This is a genomic window from Bradyrhizobium sp. LM2.9, from assembly GCF_054056555.1.
This window is the reverse complement of the sequence record NZ_JBSRYJ010000002.1, coordinates 3,944,007-3,965,833: the sequence shown is the minus strand read 5'-3', so window position 1 is coordinate 3,965,833 and position 21,827 is coordinate 3,944,007. Positions and strand designations below refer to the sequence as shown.

Annotated in this window: 17 protein-coding genes and 1 pseudogene; 14 read left to right on the top strand and 4 right to left on the bottom strand. The window is 62.9% G+C overall.

What is annotated here, in order from left to right; all coding sequences use genetic code 11:
• Positions 1 to 103 precede the first annotated feature (103 nt).
• From ACVWW3_RS20790 to ACVWW3_RS20750, 9 genes and pseudogenes are all read left to right on the top strand, one after another.
• Positions 104 to 370, top strand: a pseudogene (locus tag ACVWW3_RS20790) (DUF2147 domain-containing protein); the annotation flags it as partial.
• 306 nt (positions 371 to 676) lie between these two features.
• On the top strand, positions 677 to 1,867 hold the full coding sequence (locus ACVWW3_RS20785) for an extensin family protein (protein ID WP_456648818.1): 1,191 nt from the start codon (positions 677 to 679) through the stop codon (positions 1,865 to 1,867).
• Positions 1,868 to 1,869: 2 nt separating this feature from the next.
• The gene (locus ACVWW3_RS20780; protein ID WP_456648819.1) at positions 1,870 to 2,004 is read left to right on the top strand and encodes a hypothetical protein; all 135 of its coding nucleotides are present in this window, start codon (positions 1,870 to 1,872) and stop codon (positions 2,002 to 2,004) included.
• Positions 2,005 to 2,381: 377 nt separating this feature from the next.
• Positions 2,382 to 3,680, top strand: coding sequence for a M20 family metallopeptidase (locus ACVWW3_RS20775; protein ID WP_456648820.1), 1,299 nt, complete (start codon positions 2,382 to 2,384; stop codon positions 3,678 to 3,680).
• Positions 3,677 to 4,516: an ABC transporter permease gene (locus tag ACVWW3_RS20770; RefSeq protein WP_456648821.1), complete on the top strand. Its 840-nt coding sequence runs from the start codon at positions 3,677 to 3,679 to the stop codon at positions 4,514 to 4,516. The genes ACVWW3_RS20775 and ACVWW3_RS20770 overlap by 4 nt, the downstream gene beginning before the upstream one ends.
• 28 nt (positions 4,517 to 4,544) lie before the next feature.
• Positions 4,545 to 5,555 (top strand): taurine ABC transporter substrate-binding protein, encoded by a 1,011-nt coding sequence (locus ACVWW3_RS20765; protein WP_354049247.1) that lies wholly within the window; start codon positions 4,545 to 4,547, stop codon positions 5,553 to 5,555.
• A 63-nt stretch (positions 5,556 to 5,618) separates the two neighbouring features.
• The gene (locus ACVWW3_RS20760) at positions 5,619 to 7,013 is read left to right on the top strand and encodes an amidase family protein (protein WP_456648822.1); all 1,395 of its coding nucleotides are present in this window, start codon (positions 5,619 to 5,621) and stop codon (positions 7,011 to 7,013) included.
• Positions 7,014 to 7,045: 32 nt separating this feature from the next.
• Complete coding sequence (locus ACVWW3_RS20755; RefSeq protein ID WP_456648823.1) at positions 7,046 to 7,774, top strand: Crp/Fnr family transcriptional regulator; 729 nt, start codon at positions 7,046 to 7,048, stop codon at positions 7,772 to 7,774.
• A gap of 455 nt (positions 7,775 to 8,229) precedes the next feature.
• The gene (locus ACVWW3_RS20750; protein WP_456648824.1) at positions 8,230 to 9,654 is read left to right on the top strand and encodes a DUF1254 domain-containing protein; all 1,425 of its coding nucleotides are present in this window, start codon (positions 8,230 to 8,232) and stop codon (positions 9,652 to 9,654) included.
• A 169-nt stretch (positions 9,655 to 9,823) separates the two neighbouring features.
• On the opposite strand, the gene ACVWW3_RS20745 is transcribed toward ACVWW3_RS20750, so the two are convergent.
• A complete protein-coding gene (locus ACVWW3_RS20745) occupies positions 9,824 to 10,225 on the bottom strand; it encodes a phage integrase N-terminal SAM-like domain-containing protein (protein WP_456672098.1) in 402 nt (133 codons plus the stop codon).
• Positions 10,226 to 10,444: 219 nt separating this feature from the next.
• A complete protein-coding gene (locus tag ACVWW3_RS20740; protein WP_456648826.1) occupies positions 10,445 to 11,926 on the bottom strand; it encodes a sulfatase family protein in 1,482 nt (493 codons plus the stop codon).
• Positions 11,927 to 12,394: 468 nt separating this feature from the next.
• Between ACVWW3_RS20740 and ACVWW3_RS20735 the strand changes: the two genes are divergently transcribed.
• Positions 12,395 to 13,903 carry a tetratricopeptide repeat protein gene (locus tag ACVWW3_RS20735; RefSeq protein ID WP_456672097.1) on the top strand — a complete coding sequence of 503 codons (1,509 nt, stop codon included), beginning with the start codon at positions 12,395 to 12,397 and terminating at the stop codon, positions 13,901 to 13,903.
• A 182-nt stretch (positions 13,904 to 14,085) separates the two neighbouring features.
• On the opposite strand, the gene ACVWW3_RS20730 is transcribed toward ACVWW3_RS20735, so the two are convergent.
• Both ACVWW3_RS20730 and ACVWW3_RS20725 read right to left on the bottom strand, forming a co-directional pair.
• On the bottom strand, positions 14,086 to 14,421 hold the full coding sequence (locus ACVWW3_RS20730; RefSeq protein ID WP_456648828.1) for a DUF6665 family protein: 336 nt from the start codon (positions 14,419 to 14,421) through the stop codon (positions 14,086 to 14,088).
• A 53-nt stretch (positions 14,422 to 14,474) separates the two neighbouring features.
• Entirely contained in the window at positions 14,475 to 15,110 is a 636-nt protein-coding gene (locus ACVWW3_RS20725; protein ID WP_247442591.1) for a TetR/AcrR family transcriptional regulator, read from the bottom strand.
• Between the two features lie 192 nt (positions 15,111 to 15,302).
• Here ACVWW3_RS20725 and ACVWW3_RS20720 point away from each other — a divergent pair, with 192 nt between their 5' ends.
• The 4 genes from ACVWW3_RS20720 (at position 15,303) to ACVWW3_RS20705 (ending at position 21,818) form a co-directional block, all read left to right on the top strand.
• Complete coding sequence (locus tag ACVWW3_RS20720; protein ID WP_247442589.1) at positions 15,303 to 16,622, top strand: HlyD family secretion protein; 1,320 nt, start codon at positions 15,303 to 15,305, stop codon at positions 16,620 to 16,622.
• A 25-nt stretch (positions 16,623 to 16,647) separates the two neighbouring features.
• Positions 16,648 to 18,234: a DHA2 family efflux MFS transporter permease subunit gene (locus ACVWW3_RS20715; RefSeq protein WP_456648829.1), complete on the top strand. Its 1,587-nt coding sequence runs from the start codon at positions 16,648 to 16,650 to the stop codon at positions 18,232 to 18,234.
• Positions 18,235 to 18,560: 326 nt separating this feature from the next.
• The gene (locus tag ACVWW3_RS20710) at positions 18,561 to 20,360 is read left to right on the top strand and encodes an ABC transporter ATP-binding protein (RefSeq protein WP_456648830.1); all 1,800 of its coding nucleotides are present in this window, start codon (positions 18,561 to 18,563) and stop codon (positions 20,358 to 20,360) included.
• Positions 20,361 to 20,417: 57 nt separating this feature from the next.
• A complete protein-coding gene (locus ACVWW3_RS20705) occupies positions 20,418 to 21,818 on the top strand; it encodes an MATE family efflux transporter (protein WP_456648831.1) in 1,401 nt (466 codons plus the stop codon).
• Positions 21,819 to 21,827: the final 9 nt, after the last annotated feature.

The window sequence follows — 21,827 nt, the reverse complement described above, 5'->3', positions numbered from 1 at the left end:
CAGCGCACATTCAGCCGCGATTCCATCTGCGTAACGTCTCGGGACACAGAGGGAGCCGCCGATGATGCGGCTTGTGACTTCGCTTGGCACATTGATCGCGCTGATGGCGCTCACTGAAGCGTCGACCAGGGGCGAGAGCGTGCTCGTCAATATGACGCCAAAAACGCACGACGTCTGGACCGGCAACATCTACAGCCGCTCCAGCGGCAGCACCTATTATGCGACGATGACGCTGAAGAGCTCCGGCAAGCTCCACGTCGAAGCCTGCGCACTCGGCCACTTCTGGTGTTCCGGAAACGACCGGAGGCGAGCCGAAGAGCAGCCGGAGAAATTGATCACAATGTCGCGGCAGTGGAGCGCGCGGTCGTAAGGGAAGCGTTCGATACCGCCGATTGAAGCCGCTAGATCATGCCGAGCACGATGGCGCCGACGAAGGCGATGGCGAGGTAGGCGGTGATAACGCTCAGTCTCCCGGCGAACGTCATGAGGTCGCTCCCGCTGTCGCGCCGCCTTGCGCGAGAGCGTCATGGTTAACAGAGAGTCTCTTTCCGAAAAAGCCAGCCTTGCTGTCGCTCGTCACCGGCAGGCGCGCCTGCGAGCGCGGGCCGGCATGGTTAAAGAAGACTGAAATCAACACGTTGAAGAGTCTTTAAGTAAATTCACCGAACGTGCGTGCATGACGCGCGGAGTTCGTTTGTATCTCGTCGGCTCCATCGTCCTTGTTTCGCTAGCGGGTTGCGGACGCGGCTTCTTCCAGGCCGAACGTGAACCGTGGCGGGCCGAGGCCGAAGCCGCATGCCTGAAATCAGGCGCGGTGAAAGAGGGGCCGGATCTCGTCCGCATCGACCCGATCTCCGGGCCGGGGATGTGCGGCGCGGAGTTTCCGCTCAAGGTCGCCGCCCTCGGCGAAGGCTCGAGCAGCTACGGCTTTGCCGATGAGGAACTGCGCCCGCCCGGGAGCGTCGGCAACCAGCCGCGCTGGCCGGTGACGCAGCCGCGATCGAATTACCCGCAAGGCCAGAACTATCCGCAACGCTCAAACTATCCCGAGAGCGCGGTGCGGCAGCCTTCCGGCTATGGCGCCTCACCCGGTCCAATGCCTCTGAATGCACCCGGCGTGGCGCAGCAGGAGGACGAGATCGACCTGCCGCCCGAGGGCACCGATGCATCGGGCGCCGCGCGCTACATGAATGCACCAAGCTATCCGGCGCGGCCGGCGCCGTATTCGCAGGCGCCCGCGCAGCAGCCGCTGCCGCGTCTTGGTCCGGCGCAGGGCAATCCGGTCACCGCCGTCGGCCCCGTCGCCGTGAAGCCGACCGCGACGCTGGCCTGTCCGATCGTCTCCGAGCTCGACCGTTGGCTTGCCGATACCGTGCAGCCCTCGGCAATGCGCTGGTTTGGCGCTCGAGTCGCCGAGATCAAGCAGATCTCCGCTTATTCCTGCCGCGGCATGAACGGCAATTCGCATGCCCACATCTCCGAGCACGCGTTCGGCAATGCGCTCGACATCGCAGCGTTCGTGCTCGCCGACGGCCGCCGCGTCACCGTGAAGGATGGTTGGCGCGGCATGCCGGAAGAGCAGGGATTTTTGCGTGACGTGCAGTCCGGCGCGTGCGCGCATTTCACCACGGTGTTGGCGCCGGGATCGAACGTCTATCACTACGATCACATCCACGTCGATCTGATGCGCCGTGCCAGCCGTCGCCTGATCTGCCAGCCCGCCGCCGTCTCCGGCGAAGAGGTTGCCGCGCGAGCGGGCCGGCGCAATCCTTATGCGAATGCGCGCGATCCCTCCGTGACCGGCTCGCTCGGTGCGAGCAAGAGCGCCGCGCACAAGCGCGAAGAAGACGAGTATGCGGACGACTAGAAATGTCCGCTGATATCGTCCGTTATCTCACCCACCCGCAGGTGCAAATCGACCCCGCGGTGCCGGTGCCGCAATGGAGCCTCAGTCTGATCGGCCGAACGCGCACCGAGGGGCTTGCGAATGCGAGCTGGCTCTGAAGCACCACGCAGATCGTCTCCAGCGGCGAGCGCAAGGCGATCGAGACCGCCGAGATCATTGCAGGCCCGCTCCGCCGGCGGCGGTCATTGTTTCGCGTTCGCGCGCAACGGGCGCCGAGTCCTGCACGCGTGGCGCCGCATGGAATATCTGGACCGGCCGGCCTCGCGCTGAGCCCTGCCTGCTCAGCCGACGCCGCGTCTTCGGCAGAGCACATCTCGGGCGCAAAAATTTGCGCACTCGCAATTCTTGTCTAAATCGTTGAAATCAAAACGACAATTGTGTCGTGGCGGGCTTTGCCGGAAGTTGGCACAATCGCTGCAATGGGGAGGCTGCCACGAAACGGCGCTGCCGGCGCCGTGAGCCAGCGGACCCCGTCATGCAGATGCCTGTCGCCCCTCCTTACTCGGATATCGAACGGCGCGTGCTGTCGCACATCACGGAGGAGCGCTGGCTTGAACTCGCATCCGAACTGATCCGCACCGGCCAGCCCCGTTCCGGCAATCCGCTGGATCCCGATTTGCCGCCTGCCGAGGAAGAGGCGACCTCGATGCTGGTCGCGGGCAAGCTCGAAGCGCTCGGCATGGAGGTCACCAAGCACAGCGCGCAGCCGCACCGGCCGAACGTGCTCGGCGTGCTCAAGGGACGGGCCGGCGCGCCCTCGCTCATTCTCAACGATCACCTCGACACCTATCCGGTCGTCGAGCCCGAGAAATGGCACATGACGGATTTCGATCCGTTCAAGGCGACGCGCCACGGCGATCTGCTTTATGCACGCGGCACGTCCGACACGCGCGGGAACCTCGCAGCATCGCTGCTCGCAGTGCAGGCCCTGATCGAAGCGGGTGTGAAGTTCGATGGCACCTTGATGTGTTGCTACACCGTCGATGAGGAGCGGAACGGCACCGAGGGCTCCATCTACATGCTGAACAAGGTCGGCCTTACCGCCGACTACGAGATCACCGCCGAGCCGACCGCGTGGGGTGACGTCAACAAGGACTGGGGCATGAACCTGTCGGTGGCCAATTCCGGCCACTGCCTGATCGAGCTCACCGTTCACGGGATCAAGTCGCACATCTGGCGGCCGGACATCAGCGTCAACGCCATCATGGAAGCGGCAAAGCTGTTGCCGAAGTTGAAGGACATGGCGTTCACGCATGTGCCGAGCAAGTTCATGGGCCATACGCCGCCCTGCTGCGCCGTGGTGCGCATTCGGGCCGGCCTGCCTGGCGAGATGCAGTTCTCGCCGGATGCCTGCACCATTACGCTCGCCGTGGTCGGCATCGTGCCCGGCATGACGCTGTCGAGCGTGATCTCGGACATCGAGCGTCTCGGACGGGACACTTTTGCGGGCGTGAACGACGTCAAGGTGGGGGTGCGCCAGGTGGCTGGATCGCTGTTCGTCAACGCGACCGAACCGGTGCCGGTCGAGGAGGAGCCCTGCCGCTCCTTGCGCACGGTTTACCGGCGTCTGATGGGCCGCGAGCTCGGGGTCAACCGCAAGAATGCCTTCAACGACACGATCCGCTTCCGCGAAGCCGGCATCAATGCAGTGACGTTCGGTCCCGGAGAAGACGGCTGGGCCGTCGACAACGAGAACATCTCGATCACCAAGTCGGTGATGGCGACGCGGATCTACGCGCTGACCATCATGCAGATCCTGGGAGTGCGGACATGAGCGTCGAGGCGAGCCCCATGGCCATTCCGATCTCGGCGGATCGCACGCGACGCGGCAGCCTGCCGCTGCGGCTTCCGAAGGTCTCTCGATCGGTGCTGCTCTCGACGCTTACCGTCGCAGTGCTGCTGGCTGGCTGGGCCATCGTCACGGAGAGGGGTTGGGCCAACGAGCTGTTCCTGCCGAAGCCGCAGGCGGTATGGGCCGCGTTCGTCAAGACGATGACGAGGGGCTATCAGGGTGCAACGCTGTTTCAGCATCTCGGCGCAAGCCTCTATCGTATCCTCACGGCGTTCACACTGGCCTGCCTGATCGGCATTCCGCTCGGCGTCATCATGGGCGTGTCGCGCAACGCACGCGCGCTGCTCAATCCGTTGATCGAGTTCTACCGGCCACTGCCGCCGCTCGGCCTTTACACGCTGCTGGTGATGTGGCTCGGCATAGGCGAGAGCTCGAAGCTGTCGCTGCTGTTTCTTGCCGGCTTGCCGGGCATCGTCATCTCGACGATCCAGGCCGTCACCAGCGTGGACCCGGTCTATGTGCGCGCCGCTCAGTCGCTTGGCGCGACCCGGCGCCACCTGCTCTTTCACGTCTACCTGCCGGCGGCGGGACCGCTGATTCTCGCCGGCATGCGCATCTCGCTCGGATTTACCTACACCGTTCTCGTCGCCGCCGAAATCGTCGCGGCATCCGCCGGCATCGGCTGGATGATCTGGGACGCGGCAAAATTCCTACTCTCCGACATCGTGATCATGGGGCTGATCGTGCTCGGTCTCACCGGCGTCGTGCTCGACCTCATTATGCGCGGCATCGCGAAACTGCTGATGCCGTGGGCCTGAATCCAATCCTGATCGTAGGGAGATCGACATGATCAAGAGACTGATTGCGACGCTCGCAGTTGCCACGTTGGCGCTCACGGCCGCGGTACGCGCCGAGGACAAGCCGGCGAAGGTGACCGTCGGCTATTTGAACCTCGTGAACGCGCAGCTGGTCACCAAGCATCTTGGCCTGCTCGCCAAGGAGATGCCGGGCGTCGACATCAAGTACGTCAAGATCGGCGGCGGCGGCGACATGCTGCGCGCGATCGCCGGCAACGACGTCGACTTCGGCGGTCTCGGCAACCCGCCAACCGCGATCGGCGCGACGCGCGCCCTGCCGATCAAGGGCATCCTGGTGATCAACATGCTCGACTACGTCGAGTCGATGGTGGTTCGCACCGACAAGAACATCACCTCGCTCAAGGACCTCAAGGGCAAGACGGTGGCGGCGCCGTTCGGCTCCACGACACACTACCTCCTGCTCCAGGCGCTCAAGGACGAGGGTGTCGATCCCGCCTCGATGAAGATCTTGGACCTCGCGCCGTCGGACATCGCGGCGGCCTGGCTTCGCGGCGACATCGACGCTGCCTGGTTCTGGGAGCCGAATCTCGGCAAGGCCGTGAAGAACGGCGGCAAGATCCTCGTCACCTCGGGCGACATGGCCAAGCGCGGTTACCCGACCTGGGACATCGGCGTCGTCATGAACGCGTTCGCGGAGAAGTACCCGTCCTACGTCGATAAGTTCATCAGGGCCGAATGCGAAGGCATCGAATTCTGGCTGAAGAACCCGGAAAAGACCGCGGAGATCATCGCGGAAGAGCTTTCGCTGCCCATCGAGGACGCGCAGCGAATGATGGAGGGCACCGGGATGGTTCCCTGCAACAGGCAGCTCACGGAGGAGTATCTCGGCACATCCGCGAAAAAGGGCAAGTTCGTCGACACGCTGGTCTCGACCGCCGACTTCCTGGTGAAGCAGGAGCGCCTGCCGAAGCTGCTGCCGCGCGCCGACTTCGAAGCCTTCATCCAGCCCGCATATCTGGAGAAGGTGATCGGCCGCTAAGGTCGGTGCCGGCGAGCTTGTCTCGCCGGCACATTGCCCAATTCCTGCAAGCACGTGATCGACATGAATCTCGCACCTCGCCACCTCCGTGCCGCCTATCGCAGCGGTGAGCTCAAGCCGTCCGATGTCGCCGCGCATGTGCTTTCGCGCCTTGACGACGCCGACCAGAGCGGCGTCTGGATCTCGACGGCAAATCCCGAAAGCGTCATGGCAAAGGCCCGCGCGCTCGATGCTCGCATAGGCGAGATCGGCCAACTGCCGCTCTACGGCCTCGTGTTCTCGGTCAAGGATTGTATCGATGTGGCCGGCGAGCAGACCACCTCGGCCTGCCCGGAATTCGCCTACACCGCGAAAGACACGAGCCCGGTTGTCGCCGACGCCATCGCCGCCGGCGCGATCTATCTCGGCAAAACCAACATGGATCAGTTCGCGACCGGCCTGGTCGGCGTGCGCTCGCCCTATGGCATCGCCCGCAACCCGCACAACCCGGACTACATTCCCGGCGGCTCCAGCTCGGGCGCCGCGGTATCGGTCGCGACAGGCACCTCGTCCTTTGCTTTCGGCACGGATACCGGCGGATCGGGCAGGGTGCCGGCGTCCTATTGTGGCGTGACCGGCTTCAAGCCCGCGCCCGGCGCCTTCAGTCAGCGCGGCATGGTCTATGCGTGCCGAAGTTTTGATACCATCTCGCTCTACACGCGCGATCCCCGCGATGGCCACGACGTCTATCGCGTCTTGGCGAGGCGCGATGCCGAGGACTGCTTTTCACCGGTAGATTTCGCCGGATGGACGGAGCAGGCATCCCCAGCGCGGCCGCTCAACATCGCAACGCCGCGTCCGGATCAGCTCAGGTTCTTCGGCAATTCAGAGACGGAGGCGTTGTTCGGCGATGGGATCCGCAAGCTACGGCAGCTCGATCTGTCGGTCGCATCGATCGATTTCTCGCCGTTCATTTCGGTCAACGACCTGATGTTTTTCGGACCTTTCCTCGCCGAGCGGGACGTCTCGGTCGGCGCATTCCTCGACGCCAACCCGGACGCGGGGGTGAAGATCGTGCGCGACCTCGTCATCGGCAGCCGGAAGTTCACGGCGGCCGACACCTATCGTGCGCTCTACAAGGTGAAGGAGGTCCAGCGATCGCTGCGCGATTTCTGGCAAGTTCACGATGCGCTGGTCGTGCCGACGGTCGGTACCGTGCTGAGCATCGACGACGTCGCGCGCGATCCGCTGACGGCCAACTTCAACAATGGCTATTACACCAACTACGCCAACCCGCTGGGCCTGACCGCCATCGCCGTTCCGAACGCCGTCACCGCAGCAGGCGTGCCCTATGGCGTCACGTTTCTGGCGCCGGCCGGCCGGGAGCGCCTGCTCACCGATCTGGCTTGCGCGTTCATGGAGGCGGCAGCCGAACCTCAACATCTGCGCCGCGTTGCAATCGGAGCGGAGACCTCCTAGCCTTCGAGCCGTCACTCGAAGGGAGACCGATCGTGGAGCGCAGCGATGCGCATGAGGTGGCCGATCCAGGTGAGCCGCGCGCTGAGCTGCCACGGCCCGGGACCGGACGTTATGTGCTGAAGGCGTTGGACAAGCCCGATCTGGACCTGGTGATGCGAACCGGCAGGCTCGCGACCTACCAGAACCGCGAATATCTGCTGCGGGAGGGCGAGCCAGCGAATGGCATCCACATCATCCTGAACGGGATCGTCGAAAGCACCCATGCCGGCACGCAAGGGCGCGAACTGATGCTGTCGACTTGGGAGGCAGGTGACTTCGTCGGCGCGCCCTATATCCTCGGCGATCATCGCCACAGCTGGTCAGCCCGCGCGCTTGGGCGGGTCGAAGCACTGCATCTCGACCAGGATGCGGTCCGCCGGTTGATCGCGCAGTCGCCCTCATTCGCAGTCGCGCTGATCGAGTGCCTCGGCTTCAAGGGCGAGACCTATTCGATGCTGGCGCAGACGCTGGCGGGACAGAAGGCGGCGGAACGGTTGGTCCTGCTCCTGGTCAAGCTGTGCGAGAACGCGGCCCAGGACGAGAGCGGCCCGATCTCGCTCGGCCGCATCACGCAGGCCAATCTGGCGCGCATGATCGGCGCGACGCGCCAGTCGATCAGCCTGATCCTCAGCCGCCTCCAGGGCGACGGCATCATCTCGACCGGCCCGACCAAGATGGTCGTCAACGATCTCGCCGCGCTGAGGAGGCAGGTTACCGACTAGGCGTGTACTCATAGAGGTCAGCTTACCGACGCAAAACGGAAGTCTCCCGCCTTGAGCATGATGGGCGGCTTGCGTGAAGGTTTTCGGCGCGGCCGCCAACCTTGGAACCGTCCGTTGTCATCCGCCATGGCTGATCAAGTGTGTCTTACCCAAACCGTAGCGAGGTAGCCACGATAGCGGCGGCGCTTGCGGAACTAAACCGCAATCGCGTGATTAGGAAGTCACTTGCAACCTGGACTATTAGGGGTACTGAGCTGAGCCTCGGAGGATGCAATCAAACCACTCGAGCATCAATTTTGGCTTTAGGATTCCTCGTTTCAGTCGCAACTTTGTTGCCCGAAAGCGTCGATGCCCGGCGCGGCGGCTCAGACCGGCGGAAGCGAGCGACCTTGGCGCGCAAGCTGTGCACTGCACAAGTAGAGAGAGGGTTGGCGGCACTTTGAAAGGAGATCGACGTGTACAAGAAAATTGCAATTGCATGCGCGGCCTCGCTACTGGTCAGCCATATCCGGGCCGCCACGCCTCACTATCCCGACGCGCTGGAGACGATACCGACCACCACCGAAAACATTAACGCTGGTCTGGAACTCGACGCCTATCAAACAGGTCTATCAGCCTACATCTGGGGATACCCGCTGGTCAGGATGGAACGCGTTGCGCGGGAGTACAGCGATGTGTCGGGGCCGCAGTCACCCACCAGTTATCGTGCGCCACTCAACCAGATCGGCTGGGCGGCGACGGTGGCGACGGTGGCGACGGCGGACGCCAAGGACATGCCGACACCGAACAACGACACGGCCTACATGAGCGCGGTGGTGAAGCTGGACGAGCCCTTTATCCTGCACGTACCTGATACAAATGACCGCTACTACGTGGTCGACGTTTTCGATATGTGGCAGAATCTGCAGCATTACGTGGGCCGTCGCGCCACCGGCACCAAGCCGGGCGACTACGCGCTGGTGCCGCCGGAATGGAATGGTCAATTGCCCGAAGGCGTCAAGCGACTCGATGTGTCCACCAACAAGGTATGGCTCTGGGGGCGAATGCGCGCGATAGAGGGCGAGGATCTTGCGCCGATGCACGCCTTGCAGAAGCAGTTCACGCTGCGCCCGCTAAGTCACTGGAAGGATACCAACTATGCGCCGGTTGCGGCAGCTCTCCCGCCTCTCCCCGCAATTGAAGGTGACGAATTCGGCTTCTTCACGCACTTGGCCGCTGCCCTCAAGTCCAATGCAGTGCCAGCCCAAGACGCCGCTCTTTTCGGTCAGTTCGCCCGGATCGGCCTGACAAAGAACGGCTTCGACAAATCCAAGCTGACGCCACCGCAGCGGAAGGGTTTGTTGCGGGCACTGGCAGACGGCCCGAAGGTCGCCGTCTCAGCCCTTGCTACTTCGACTGTCGACCGCAACGGCTGGAGCTGGTCCACAGGGCTCGACAACTTCGGCTATGACTACCCATTGAGGGCGCTGGTGGCAGGGCCATACCTCGGCGGTAACGGCGAGAAGGAAGCGATGTACCCGCTCCGGTCGACCGATGCCCAGGGCAATCAGTTGGCCGGAGGGAAGAACTACATGATACGTTTCGTCAAAGCGCCGCCAGTCAATGCGTTCTGGTCGCTCACCGTCTACGACGCAACCGACAAGCTGTTGGTCGAAAATCCAATCCACCGCTACAAACTCGGCTCAGGCACCAAGGGCCTGAACGTTCGCGCAGATGGCTCCGTCGAGGTGCGAATGCAGAACGCGCCGCCGTCAGGCGACGCCGCCAACTGGTTGCCGACCCCTAAGGGCCCCTTCTATGTGATCCTGAGACTCTATCAACCCACGGACGAAGTGCTGTCGGGAAAATATGAGCTGCCCCAGGTCGAACCCGTCCAGTAGCTGCGACGGACCACCAAGTCAGTAGCGAGGTTTCAATGGCCGCAGCAAAGCCTGGTGAAGGTTTTCGGATGCCGGCCCACGATGATGGCGCCACGCGCTCTGGGGCCGGCGTACGAAAACCTCCAAAGGAGGAAACCGCGGGACGTCGGGCGAGGTGGCACGTCAGGTGCTATGGGGATTTCGTCGCTGGCGGTGTGTGTGCGAGGTTCGTTGAACGCGTTTTGCGGACGCGATCGAGAAGGTTGGCGGGTTTGATCGGATGGGCAGAACCGGCGTTGAGCGGCGATTTGTTGACAAGCCTGATGGCGGATCGCTTAAGCGTGACCCTGAAGAAGAAACGCAACGCCGCCACGGTCGCATTGAGGGCTCCCGTGCCGACGCCGCTCTGGGCCACATGCAGCTGAAAGCGTCGGACGTCCTCGAAGCTCGCCTTGTCCGGCGACCGGCAAAGGAAAGCTGCCGAATTCTTGATCGTGCGGATGTAGCCTTGCTGGGTCTTCGGCGATAACGTCCGGATCGTCATGTCTTCGATCATGCGCCGGCGCAACGGGCTCATTGCCTCGTCGGTCATGGGGATGCTCCTGTCTTGAGTGAGGTTTGCCAACTCCTCATCTTCAAGACAGGACGCCCCACAGCGCTATCCTGTTTGCTGTGCCGCCGGCCGCGGCGCCCTACCGCGCGAGCGGCTTAGTCCTTTGAACCAAAGCAGACATCAGTGTTCTAGGCCGACACCGACGAGAAGCGCCTCGACGACAGTGGCAAATGCGGTAGGTCTTTTCCAACTCAACAGTCACTTCGTGGGAGCATTGATTGTCGCGGTCGCCGGCGGCGGGTTGGTGACGCCGTAGTGGTCAGCCAGGAAGTTACCCGGGTGGACATAAGACGCCGGTCGCGACCGTTCTGGCAGCATCGAAGCGTCCCAAACCGCCCATTCGCTTTTCAGCCGTTCGAATACGTCTTTCTCCCGGTCCATGAGGTTCGCTCGCTCCCGCGGGTCTCGCACGACATCGAAGAGAAATTCGTTTCCCCCTATCCGCAGATATTTCCGATCGCCGTCGCGGATGGCGCGCTGCGATCCCGCTTTATAGCGCCAGCACAACTTCCGGGGATGCGATCCCGCACCGCCGGCCAAGATCTGTCCGAGGTCCTCACCATCGGATGGATATGCCGCGTCCGGCGACGTGCCGGCGGCAGCCAGCAAGGTCGGCATCCAGTCCATCGTAATCGTGACCTGTTCGGACACCGCTCCAGGCGCGATCCGTCCGGACCAGCGAACGATCGCTGGAATGCGAATGCCACCTTCGAGGAGCTCATGTTTCATGCCGATGAACGGCCACACATCGGAGAATCGTTCGCCGCCGTTGTCACTGGTGAATATGACAATGGTGTTGCTGGCGAGACCGCTCGCGTCAAGCGCGTGTAGTACCCGACCGATATTGGCATCTAGACTTTGCACCATCGCCGCGTATGTCTTCTGGGAGCCGCCGTCGCGGTCAATAATGTTCCTGATCCGCTTTGACTCAGCCTCGTCGTCCGGCCCCTCCCATGGCCAATGCGGCGCCGTGAAATGCAGACTTAGCAGGAACGGCTCCTTCGATTTGGCGTAGCCTTCAAGAGTCTGCACCGCTCGATCGCCGAGGAGGTTTGTCATGTAACCGTGACGCTCAACCGGTACCTCCTGCTCGTAGAGTTGATGCGCAAGTCCGGGGAACGGCAATATGTACGTTTGCGAGGCCTCCGCCCCATGATTGAAATAATCGGCACAGCAGCCGAGTATCCCAAAAAACTGGTCATAGCCGCTTTTCAGCGGACTGAAATCCGGCAGATCACCAAGATGCCATTTTCCGACTAGAGTCGTGCCATATCCCACCTTCTTCAGCAGTGATGGTAAGGTGGGATGGCTCGGCGCCAAGCCAATCCCTTTCGGGCTTAAAGGAGAAAGTGGCTCTTCGAGCCCAAGCGGCAAGCGAGCCTGATAGCGCCCAGTGATCAGCCCCGTGCGCGTCGAAGAGCAATCAGGCGAATTGGAGTATGCCTGTGTGAATTTCAACCCCTCGGCAGCCAACCGGTCTATGTTCGGCGTCGTATAGTCCCGCTGACCATAGCAGCTTACGTCAGCGTAGCCGAGGTCATCCGCCAGGATGAAGACGATGTTCGGCTGTCGCGATTGAGCCGCGGCGGGACCGATCCGGCCTATTCCCGTGAGCGCCAGCGAACTCGCGGCGGTTGTTTGGACAAATCGGCGACGTGAAATTGCGCTCTGCTGGACCATGGATGAGTTTCCCCTTGCGGACTGAAGAAAATCGTCGCTTTCGTCAACAGCTTACATTGCTCCGTCAAAATATGCAGAACCAGAACCACCTCTAGGATTCCGTCCGCAACGTACATCTAAGCTATATGGGAAAGCTTGCACAATCGATCGTGCAAGAGTGGCGATTAGTGATTGATTTAAGGTCGGTCGTGTTGACGAGTTCATTCGGCACGAGTGTCTAACTCAGGTCTGAGTTTGGCCCATCGCTTCCGTTAGCGCGCCAGCGCCAAATGTCGGGTCATAGAGAAGACCGGTAGTTTTCGTCCGAGCACCAAACCGACGCTTTTGACCCGAACCGGCCGTCCATTCAACACAACCGCAACAACTTGTAAGGGCCGTGAACCTAGTCAGCAACCCTGACCAACGCAAAGCCACAAAACTCTGGTAGGTTCGAGCATCCGGGCGTTTGGCCCCTGCGGGGAGGCAATGGTGACAGACTCAGAAGTCTCCAGCGACCGACCGAATAAACCGGCATCCGATAGTGACCCACTGAACAAAACGCCATCTGATGACGAGCCTCCGGACCAACCGGCATCGACTCGCAACTTTAAGGGCCGCTTCCGGGTGCGAATGCAATTGATCGGCGGGGCGCTCGCTTCGATCGCGGCTATCGGTGCGATCGCGGGTGGCCTCGTCGGCTATTGGACTGTGTGGAAGACGCTCCGCACCGACGTGTTTCCGGACAAGCAACAGACGCAGAGGGAGGCTATGGCCCGGCCCGACATTGCTCCCCGCTTGTCACTTGTCATTCTGCCGTTCGCAAACGTCAGCAACGATCTGGAGCAGGACTATTTCGCCGACGGCATCACAACCGACCTAACGACCGACCTCGCGCAAATGCCCGGCGCGTTCGTTATCGGACGCGGAACGGCGTTTACATACAAGAACAAGCAGATCGACTTCAGGACGCTCGGCAAGGACCTTGGCATCCGCTGGGCGGTCCAGGGCGCGGTGCGGCGCAACGGGGATCAGGTTCGGGTCAACGTATCACTTACGGATATCGCGAGCGGTCGGGACGTCTGGTCCGATCGTTTCGACGGCGATCGTACGAACCTCGCCGCCTTGCAGGACCAGATCACAGCGCGGCTCGCTCGCTCGCTTAACATTGAACTGATCCAGGCCGAAAGCCGTCGCAGCGAAGTAGACCGATCGAGAAATCCAGACGCTACGGACTTCACGATGCGCGGCTGGGCAAAGCTCTATGGGCCGCAGTCGAAGATCCAAAATGGTCAGGCAAAAGACCTATTCGATGACGCGCTGCGCCTCGATCCGGACAACGTCGAAGCCATGATTGGCAAAGCGCGGTGTCTAGCGGCTGGTGTGAACAACCGATGGTCTACATCCGTTGTCGAAGACAAAAAGCAAGCGATCGACCTCATCGACAGAGTTCTGTCCAAAAGCTCGGCAAGCGCGAGTGCTCATACGACCAAGGGAACCATTCTTCTATTTGGACGTCCTGAGGAGGCATTGGCTGAATACGATACGGCGCTCGAAATTGATCCAAATAATCCAGCTGCCTACGCTACTAAAGCAATTGCACTCATCGCCTCCGGGCGCGCGCGCGAAGCCTTCTCGCCGGTCCAGTTGGCTCTCCGTCTCAGTCCCAGAGATCCTTTTGCTTTCCAATGGCGCTTCTGGCTCTGCCATGCACACTTGCACCTGCACCAATATGGAGAAGCCATCGAGGAATGCGGGCGCTCGGTCAATCTGAACAACTCGCACATGTACGCTTATGTAGATCTGACTTCGGCTTATGGAGCCACGGGGCAATTGGAACAGGCACAGCGGAGCTTGACTGAATTGAACAAGCTGCGACCAGACTTCACGATCCATTGGTACCGTGATCTTGTTTACTCAATGTCAACCAATCCGCAGTTTCGCCGCGAGATCGACGACATTCTCGATGGGCTGAGGAAGGGAGGGGTCCGGGAGCAATAAGAAGCAAGGCTATTCGCTTGCTGACGTCGACGGCCTCTTACATCTTGAGTGTCGCCTATTGGCCCATCTGCGACCTCGGAGGCCATCCGCTCTTCGGCCGGTGTTGGCGTTAAACCGGACATCAAGCGGCCGGCCGCTCAATGAGTGCACGCCCTCGCGCCTGGTGCCGTAGAAAATCATTTTCAGGCCGACTTCGACGGTACTGGGAGCAGCCCCATGCAGTGCTGCACCTCGGCCGGGACCTTGTAGGTCCGCATGATGTGGCGGCTGTCGCGCAAGCCGGATGCCTCACGCTGCACCACGAACATCCAGAGCGCGTGGCCGGCTTCCATCACCAGCTTGCGCCTGGCCGGTTGCATCGAGGCCGGCACCTCGGGGAGGGCATGGGCGGCGTCGAACTCGCGCAAGCGCGCTAGCGCCTGTTCGAGCGTGTGGCCCATCCGTCCAAGCGCGGAGGCTTGTTCCTGAACGATCTCGTAATGGAGGATATCGACCGGCGGCCGAAGATCACGGGACATGGGACCCAATATAGGACCGCCGGAACGGCCTGCAACGCATGCCCAGCTTGGCGCTACTTCGCCCGATAAGCCGCCAGGAACATCCGCGTCGCGCTGTCGACGACTTCGGTCATGCGCTCTTCCGACGGTGCGGGTGCGGCCTGGAAGACGAAGGGCAGGAAGAGCGAGGCCTTGCACAGCTCCATGAACTGCGACGCAGCAAGGTCGCAATCGTCGATATCGAGATCGCCAGTAACGACATGGGCTTTGAGATAGTCGGAGAGGCGGTTGATGGTCTTGTCCAGCACCCGCGCGTAGTAGCGGCGGCCGACGTCGGGCATGCGTTCGGCGATCGCCATCACGGTGCGGATTGCGGACCCGCCGCCGGGCCGGCACAGCAGATGGATGTAGGCCTGGCCGAAATCCTTCAGCGTGGTCTCGGCGTCGCGGGCGGGATCGAAATTGAACACGACCTGGCCGTGCTGCAGCGCCTCCTGCTCGAGGATGGCTTCGAACAGCGCGGATTTGTCGGCGAAGTAGACGTAAAGCGTGCCCTTGGAGACCTGCGCCGCGCGGGCGATCTCGCCCATGCTGGCACCGTCGAAACCGAGATCCATGAACACCTTACGCGCCCCGTCCAGGATCTGGCGCCGCTTGGAGCTGTCCTCTTCTTGGACGACGTGTAGTTGTTCGCGGCCGGTTACAACCATTGGTTTAGGGTCTCGGAAGGTTTTTGGATCGGTCCAGGGCCATGAAACCGAAATAAAGGATTCGGGCCAGTAGCGTCTGCCCGGGAATATTATCTATATTGACCGAACCGTTCGGTCAATGGTATTTGAGATGGGCGAGAGGGAACCGGCCGCACGGCGGCCGTCCCTCATCGCGCTTTTGGGGAAGCCTTTATGGCCGTATTGAGAGACCAGTCTGCGCGCGTTCTTCGCCAGGATACGGTGGAGACGCCGGCGCCCGCGGGCGGTGACGCCGCCACCGAGACGTCCGCAGTTCTCGCCGAGCAGTTGCGCTCTCATGTGACCGAGGAAACCAAGCGCCGCACCAGCGATGCGCCGGAGAAACCCGTGACCGACAAGCCGGCCGCAGCTCCAGAGGCGACCGCTGCCGCCGCCGCTCCGAAGTCGGGCAAGCGCAAATTCGTGATGATGGGAGTAGGCCTGGTGCTGGCGCTCGCCGCCGCGAGCTATGCCGGCTATTACACGCTGGTCGGGCGCTTCTACGTTGCCACTGACGACGCCTATGTCCGCGCCAACAATACCATGCTGGGCGCGCGCGTTGCCGGTCACATCTCCTCGATCCTTGCTGGCGACAACGCCACGGTGCGTGCCGGCGACATCGTCTTCCGCATCGACGACGGTGACTACAAGATCGCAGTCGACGCCGCCGCGACCAGGATCGCGACCCAGCAGGCCACCATCGATCGCATCGGCCGCCAGGTTGCGGCGCTCGACAGCCAGGTCGCGCAGGCCAAGGCGCAGTTCGTGTCCGCCGAAGCCGGCCTCAAGCGCGCCGACCTTGATTACGAGCGCCAGCAGGCGCTGAACAGCAAGGGCTTTGCCTCACGCGCCACCTTCGAAACTTCGGAAGCCGGACGTGACCAGGGCGCCGCCGCGGTCAAGGCCGCGCAGGCCGCCTATGACGTCGCGGTCAGCAATGTCGACGTCGCCAAGGCGCAGCAAGCCGAAGCGCAGGCGCAACTCGCCGAGCTCAAGACCACGCTCGCCAAGGCCGAGCGTGATCTCAGCTTCACTGCGGTGCGCGCGCCGGTCGACGGCACGTTCTCGAATCGCCTCGTCAGTGCCGGCGACTTCGTCGCGGTCGGCCAGCGGCTCGGCAATGTCGTGCCGCTCGACAACGTCTATATCGACGCCAATTTCAAGGAAACCCAGCTCAAGCGCATCCGTCCCGGCCAGCCGGTGACGATCAAGGTCGATGCCTACGGCATGCGCAAGTTCTCCGGCGTCGTCGACAGCATCGCGGCGGGTTCGGGCTCGGTGTTCACGCTGCTCCCGCCTGACAACGCTACCGGCAACTTCACCAAGATCGTGCAGCGCGTGCCGGTCCGCATCCGCGTGCCGAAGTCGGTCGCGAGGCAAAACCTGCTCCGCGCCGGCATGTCGGTCTATGCGACCGTCGACACCAACAAGGGCGCGGTCGACGCCGACAGCGAAATCGATCTCGACGATCCCACCACGGTCCATCCGCAGTAGCGCGCCGGCGCTTCGAGGTCAGGCCATGGCGAACGCCACCACCGCTTCACCTGCCATGATGGCGGACCCCGCTTCGGAGCGCATCGCGCCGAAGCGGCTGTTCGCTTTCATCATCATGGTGTTCGGGATGTTCATGTCGATCCTGGACATCCAGATCGTCTCGGCGTCCCTGAGCGAGATCCAGGCCGGCCTGTCGGCAAGCTCCAGTGAGGTCTCCTGGGTCCAGACCGCCTATCTGATCGCCGAAGTGATCGCGATCCCGCTGTCGGGATTTTTGTCGCGCGCCTTCGGCACGCGGCTGTTGTTCGCGATTTCTGCCGCCGGCTTTACGGCTTCGAGCCTGCTCTGCGGCTTCGCCACCACCATCGAGGAGATGATCCTCTGGCGCGCGCTCCAGGGCTTTCTGGGCGCCGGCATGATCCCGACCGTGTTCGCCTCAGCTTACACTGTCTTCCCGCGCTCCAAATTCCACATCGTCGGTCCCATCATCGGCTTGGTCGCGACGCTGGCCCCGACCATTGGGCCGACCGTCGGCGGCTACATCACCGACCTGATGTCGTGGAACTGGCTGTTCTTCATCAACATCGTGCCCGGCATCGGCATCACCCTGGGGGTGCTGGCGCTGGTCGATTTCGACGAGCCGCACTTCGAATTGCTCGACCGCTTCGACTGGTGGGGCCTGCTGTTCATGGCCGGCTTCCTCGGCACGCTGGAATACGTACTGGAGGAAGGCCCGCAATACGAATGGCTGCAGGACCCCTCGGTCGCGATCTGCGCCGCGGTCTGCGCCGTCTCGGGGATCGCCTTCTTCTGGCGCGTGTTCACGGCGGCCGAGCCGATCGTCAATCTGCGTACGTTCTCGAACCGCAATTTCGCAATCGGCTGCGTACTTCAGTTCTGCATCGGCATCGGCCTCTACGGCCTGACCTATATCTATCCGCGCTATCTTGCCGAGGTGCGCGGCTACAGCGCGCTGATGATCGGCGAGACCATGTTCGTCTCGGGCATCACCATGTTCCTGGTCGCGCCGCTGGTCGGCCGGCTCATGGCGAAGTACGACATGCGCTACATGATCGCGTTCGGCCTCGTCGTGTTCGCGATCGGCTCCTACCAGATGACCTGGATCACGCGCGACTACGATTTCTACGAGCTTCTCGTGCCGCAGATCCTGCGCGGCATCGGCATGATGTTCGCGATGGTGCCGACCAACAACATCGCGCTCGGCACGCTGGCGCCGGACCGGGTGAAGAATGCCTCGGGCCTGTTCAACCTGATGCGCAACCTCGGCGGCGCGGTCGGGCTTGCGGTCATCAATACCGTGCTCAACGACCGCACCGACCTGCACATCACCCGCCTGCAGGAGCGCGTGACCTGGGGCAATGCCACCGCGACCGAAACCCTGACCATGTTCATGCAGAAGTTTCAGGGGCTCGGCGACTCCACGCTGATGGCGATGAAGCAGCTCAGCCAGATCGTGCATCGCCAGGCCGTGGTGATGAGCTTCGGCGATACTTTCTTCATCCTGACGCTGTTCTATCTCGGCCTCACCCTCACGGTCACGCTGCTGAAGAGGCCGGCCTCGCCGTTCGGCGCCAGCGGCGACGCGCACTAATTTGCAACACTCGTGCGTGATCTCGCGCGAGCCCCGTTGCAAATCACCAATGGCACATCTATAAAGCGCACCTCATTCAATCGAACCGGGAGGATTTGCATGATTTCGTCGCATTCGCAGATCGTACGCCCGCGCTCGATGATGTTCTGGCTCGGTATGTGCTCGGCCTCCTAGAGGCCTCTTCCGCCAGCTTCGATTGGGCTTCCAGTTCCGATCGCTCCGCTCCCCAAGTCAAAGCCAAGTTCAAGTGACGCCGTCTCGGCCCTCGCGGCCGGCCTGCGTCCATCAATGGAGCCGGCCTGCGCCAAAAGCGGCCGGATGATGCCATGACCGCTCTGTCAAAAAAGCCCGCAGCGATACGCGTCGTGCTGCCCTTCGTGTTCCGGCACTGGCTGAAGCAGCCGGGGCGTACGCTTGTCGTCGTTGGCAGCCTGCTGGGCGCGACCGCCGCCGACTTGTTCATGCCGGTATTCTCGGGGCACCTGATCGATGCCCTGACGCGCGGTCCGTCGGATTCCGATGCGCGTCACGCGGCGCTGGTCGCGTTCGGCGCCATCGTGGCGCTCGGCGCGGCCTCGATGGTGCTGCGGCTCGCAGGACTGCAGGTGATCGTGCCGTTCACGCTGAAGATCATGTCCGAGGTCGCGCAGGACGCGTTCATGCGCGTGCAGCGCTTCTCGACCGACTGGCACGCCAACTCGTTCGCCGGCTCGACCGTGCGCAAGATCACGCGCGGCATGTGGGCGCTCGACCTGTTGAACGACACCGTCCTGTTGGCGCTGCTGCCCTCGCTGGTCGTGCTGATCGGGTCGATGGTCCTGCTCGGCGTGCACTGGGCCTCGCTCGGCGGGGTGATCGCGCTCGGCGCGCTGGTCTATGTCACGATGACGGTGCTGTTCTCGACGCGCTACATCGCGCCGGCCGCGCGCGTCTCCAACGCCTGGGACACCAAGGTCGGCGGCACACTGGCGGATGCGCTGACCTGCAACGCCGTGGTGAAATCCTTCGGCGCCGAAGCGCGCGAGGATGCGCGGCTTGGCCGCGTCATCAACCGCTGGCGCGTGCGCGTGCGGCGGACCTGGCTTCGCTACAACACCACCGCCGTGGCGCAGCTCTCGCTGCTGCTGGTCTTGCGCGCCTCCGTGATCGGCGGCGCGGTGCTGCTGTGGATGTCCGGGCATGCCTCGCCCGGCGACGTCACCTATGTGCTGACGAGCTACTACGTCATCCACGCCTATTTGCGCGACGTCGGAATGCACATCAACAACCTCCAGCGCTCGGTCAACGACATGGAGGAGCTGGTGGCGATCCATGACGAGCCAATCGGGATTGCGGATGCGACGGACGCGCGGCCGATTGCGATCGAGAGCGGCGAGATCGTGTTCGACGGCGTCACGTTCCATTATGGCGGCCATCGCGCGCCGCTCTACGACGGACTGTCGGTCACAATCCGCGCCGGCGAACGCGTCGGCCTCGTCGGCCGCTCCGGCTCCGGCAAGACCACCCTCGTCAAGCTGGTGCAGCGGCTCTACGACGTCACCGATGGTCGCGTGCTGATCGACGGGCAGGACATCGCGCTGGCCACGCAGCAATCGCTCCGCAGCCAGATCGCGATCGTGCAGCAGGACCCGATCCTGTTTCACCGCTCGCTCGCCGAGAACATCGCCTATGGCCGGCCAGAGGCCAGCGTGGAGGCGATCGAGCAGGCGGCGAGGCTGGCGAATGCGCACGACTTCATCCTGCGCCTGCCGAAGGGCTACGGCACGCTTGTCGGCGAGCGCGGCGTCAAACTCTCGGGCGGCGAGCGGCAGCGCGTGGCGCTGGCGCGCGCGTTCCTGGCGGACGCGCCGGTGCTGATCCTGGACGAGGCGACATCAAGCCTCGATTCGGAATCGGAGGCGCTGATCCAGCAAGCGATGGAGCGGCTGATGAGGGGCCGGACCTCGATCGTGATCGCGCACCGGCTGTCGACGGTGCGGAGCATGGATCGGATCCTGGTGTTCGACCGCGGCGAGATCGTCGAGCAAGGCACGCATGCCAAGCTCGCGGCCAAGCCAGACGGCATTTATCGCGGCCTGTTCGAGCGCCAGGTGGTGGAGCTCGGACATCTCGCAGCAGCGGAATGAATGACGCGCGGCCGGCGGACGAAGATCCGGAGGCCGCGTCGTCAAAGGTGGGATGACATGAAAGACCTGACCAACGGCTCCGTCGCGAAGCACATCCTGGCCATGGCACCGCCGATCATGGTGGGCATGATCACGATCATGCTCTGCCAGCTGGTCGATCTGTACTTCGTCTCGGGCTTGGGCGATGCCGCGGTTGCGGGCGTAGCGGCGGCCGGCAATGCCGGCTTTCTCGTCAACGCGCTGATGCAGGTGCTCGGCGTCGGCTCGGTGGCGCTGATCGCGCATGCGGTGGGTCGCAGGGATCGGCCCGATGCCAATTTGATCTTCAACCAGGCGATCGTGCTGTCGGTGCTGTTCGGCTTGTTGACCCTGGTCGCGGGCGCCGCGCTGTCGCGCGCCTACATGCGTTCGGTTGCCGCGGATCAAGCCACGATCGAGGCGGGGACCACGTATCTGTTGTGGTTCATGCCGGCGCTCGCGCTGCAGTTCGCGACCCAGGTGATGGGATCCGCGCTGCGGGCCACCGGCATCGTACGTCCCGCCATGCTGGTGCAGGCGCTTGCGGTGGTCATCAATATCGCGCTGGCGCCGGTCCTAATTTTGGGCTGGGGCACGGGCCATGCGTTCGGCGTTGCCGGGGCGGGGCTGGCGAGTTCGATCGCGGTGTTGATCGGCGTCGTGATGCTGCTTGCGTATTTCCGCAAGGTCGAGCGCTATGTCGCCTTCAATCCGGCGCAGTGGCGTCCGCAGGCGCACCATCTGAAGCGCATTCTCAACGTCGGTCTGCCCGCCGGTGGCGAGTTCGCGATGATGTTCATCCTCATGGCGGTGGTCTATTTCGTGCTGCGCGATTTCGGCGCGGCGGCGCAGGCGGGTTTCGGGATCGGACAACGTGTGCTGGGCCTGATCCAGATGCCGGCGCTTGCGATTGCGCTCGCCGCCGGGCCGATCGCCGGCCAGAACATGGGCGCCGGAAAAGGCGAGCGCGTGCGCGAAACCTTCGTCAAGGCGGCGCTGATCACCAGTGCCGTGATGCTCGGCTTCATGTGCCTTGCTCAGTCGAAGCCGCAGCTCCTGCTCGCCGGCTTCTCGAACGATCGCGAGACCATGGAGGTCGCTTTCCTGTTCCTGCGGATCATCTCGCTCAACATGGTGGCGCAGGGCCTGATCTTCACCTGCTCGAGCATGTTCCAGGGCCTCGGCAATACCAAGCCGGTGTTGTGGAGCTCGGCAACGCGCGTGTTCACCTATTCGCTGCCGGCGATCTGGCTGTCGACGCGGCCGGGCTTTCGGATGGAGTACGTCTGGTACCTGTCGATCGCGGCAACCACGTTGCAGGCGGGCCTGAGCTTGTGGCTGCTACGCCGCGAATTCGGGAAGCGCCTGGTGGTGCAAGAGGAGGCTCCAGAGCAGGCTGCACCCGAACCCGTGCCGTCTCCTGCACGTGCGCCCGCGTAGCGATCGCTT

What these genes read in the sequence shown, in the direction of transcription:
- ACVWW3_RS20730 (WP_456648828.1), bottom strand. Translation starts at nt 14,421, where the DNA reads ATGTCCCGTGATCTTCGGCCGCCGGTCGATATCCTCCATTACGAGATC.
- ACVWW3_RS20765 (WP_354049247.1), top strand. Translation starts at nt 4,545, where the DNA reads ATGATCAAGAGACTGATTGCGACGCTCGCAGTTGCCACGTTGGCGCTC.
- ACVWW3_RS20780 (WP_456648819.1), top strand. Translation starts at nt 1,870, where the DNA reads ATGTCCGCTGATATCGTCCGTTATCTCACCCACCCGCAGGTGCAAATC.
- ACVWW3_RS20705 (WP_456648831.1), top strand. Translation starts at nt 20,418, where the DNA reads ATGAAAGACCTGACCAACGGCTCCGTCGCGAAGCACATCCTGGCCATG.
- ACVWW3_RS20725 (WP_247442591.1), bottom strand. Translation starts at nt 15,110, where the DNA reads ATGGTTGTAACCGGCCGCGAACAACTACACGTCGTCCAAGAAGAGGAC.
- ACVWW3_RS20720 (WP_247442589.1), top strand. Translation starts at nt 15,303, where the DNA reads ATGGCCGTATTGAGAGACCAGTCTGCGCGCGTTCTTCGCCAGGATACG.
- ACVWW3_RS20785 (WP_456648818.1), top strand. Translation starts at nt 677, where the DNA reads ATGACGCGCGGAGTTCGTTTGTATCTCGTCGGCTCCATCGTCCTTGTT.
- ACVWW3_RS20715 (WP_456648829.1), top strand. Translation starts at nt 16,648, where the DNA reads ATGGCGAACGCCACCACCGCTTCACCTGCCATGATGGCGGACCCCGCT.
- ACVWW3_RS20740 (WP_456648826.1), bottom strand. Translation starts at nt 11,926, where the DNA reads ATGGTCCAGCAGAGCGCAATTTCACGTCGCCGATTTGTCCAAACAACC.
- ACVWW3_RS20775 (WP_456648820.1), top strand. Translation starts at nt 2,382, where the DNA reads ATGCAGATGCCTGTCGCCCCTCCTTACTCGGATATCGAACGGCGCGTG.
- ACVWW3_RS20770 (WP_456648821.1), top strand. Translation starts at nt 3,677, where the DNA reads ATGAGCGTCGAGGCGAGCCCCATGGCCATTCCGATCTCGGCGGATCGC.
- ACVWW3_RS20710 (WP_456648830.1), top strand. Translation starts at nt 18,561, where the DNA reads ATGACCGCTCTGTCAAAAAAGCCCGCAGCGATACGCGTCGTGCTGCCC.
- ACVWW3_RS20760 (WP_456648822.1), top strand. Translation starts at nt 5,619, where the DNA reads ATGAATCTCGCACCTCGCCACCTCCGTGCCGCCTATCGCAGCGGTGAG.
- ACVWW3_RS20745 (WP_456672098.1), bottom strand. Translation starts at nt 10,225, where the DNA reads ATGACCGACGAGGCAATGAGCCCGTTGCGCCGGCGCATGATCGAAGAC.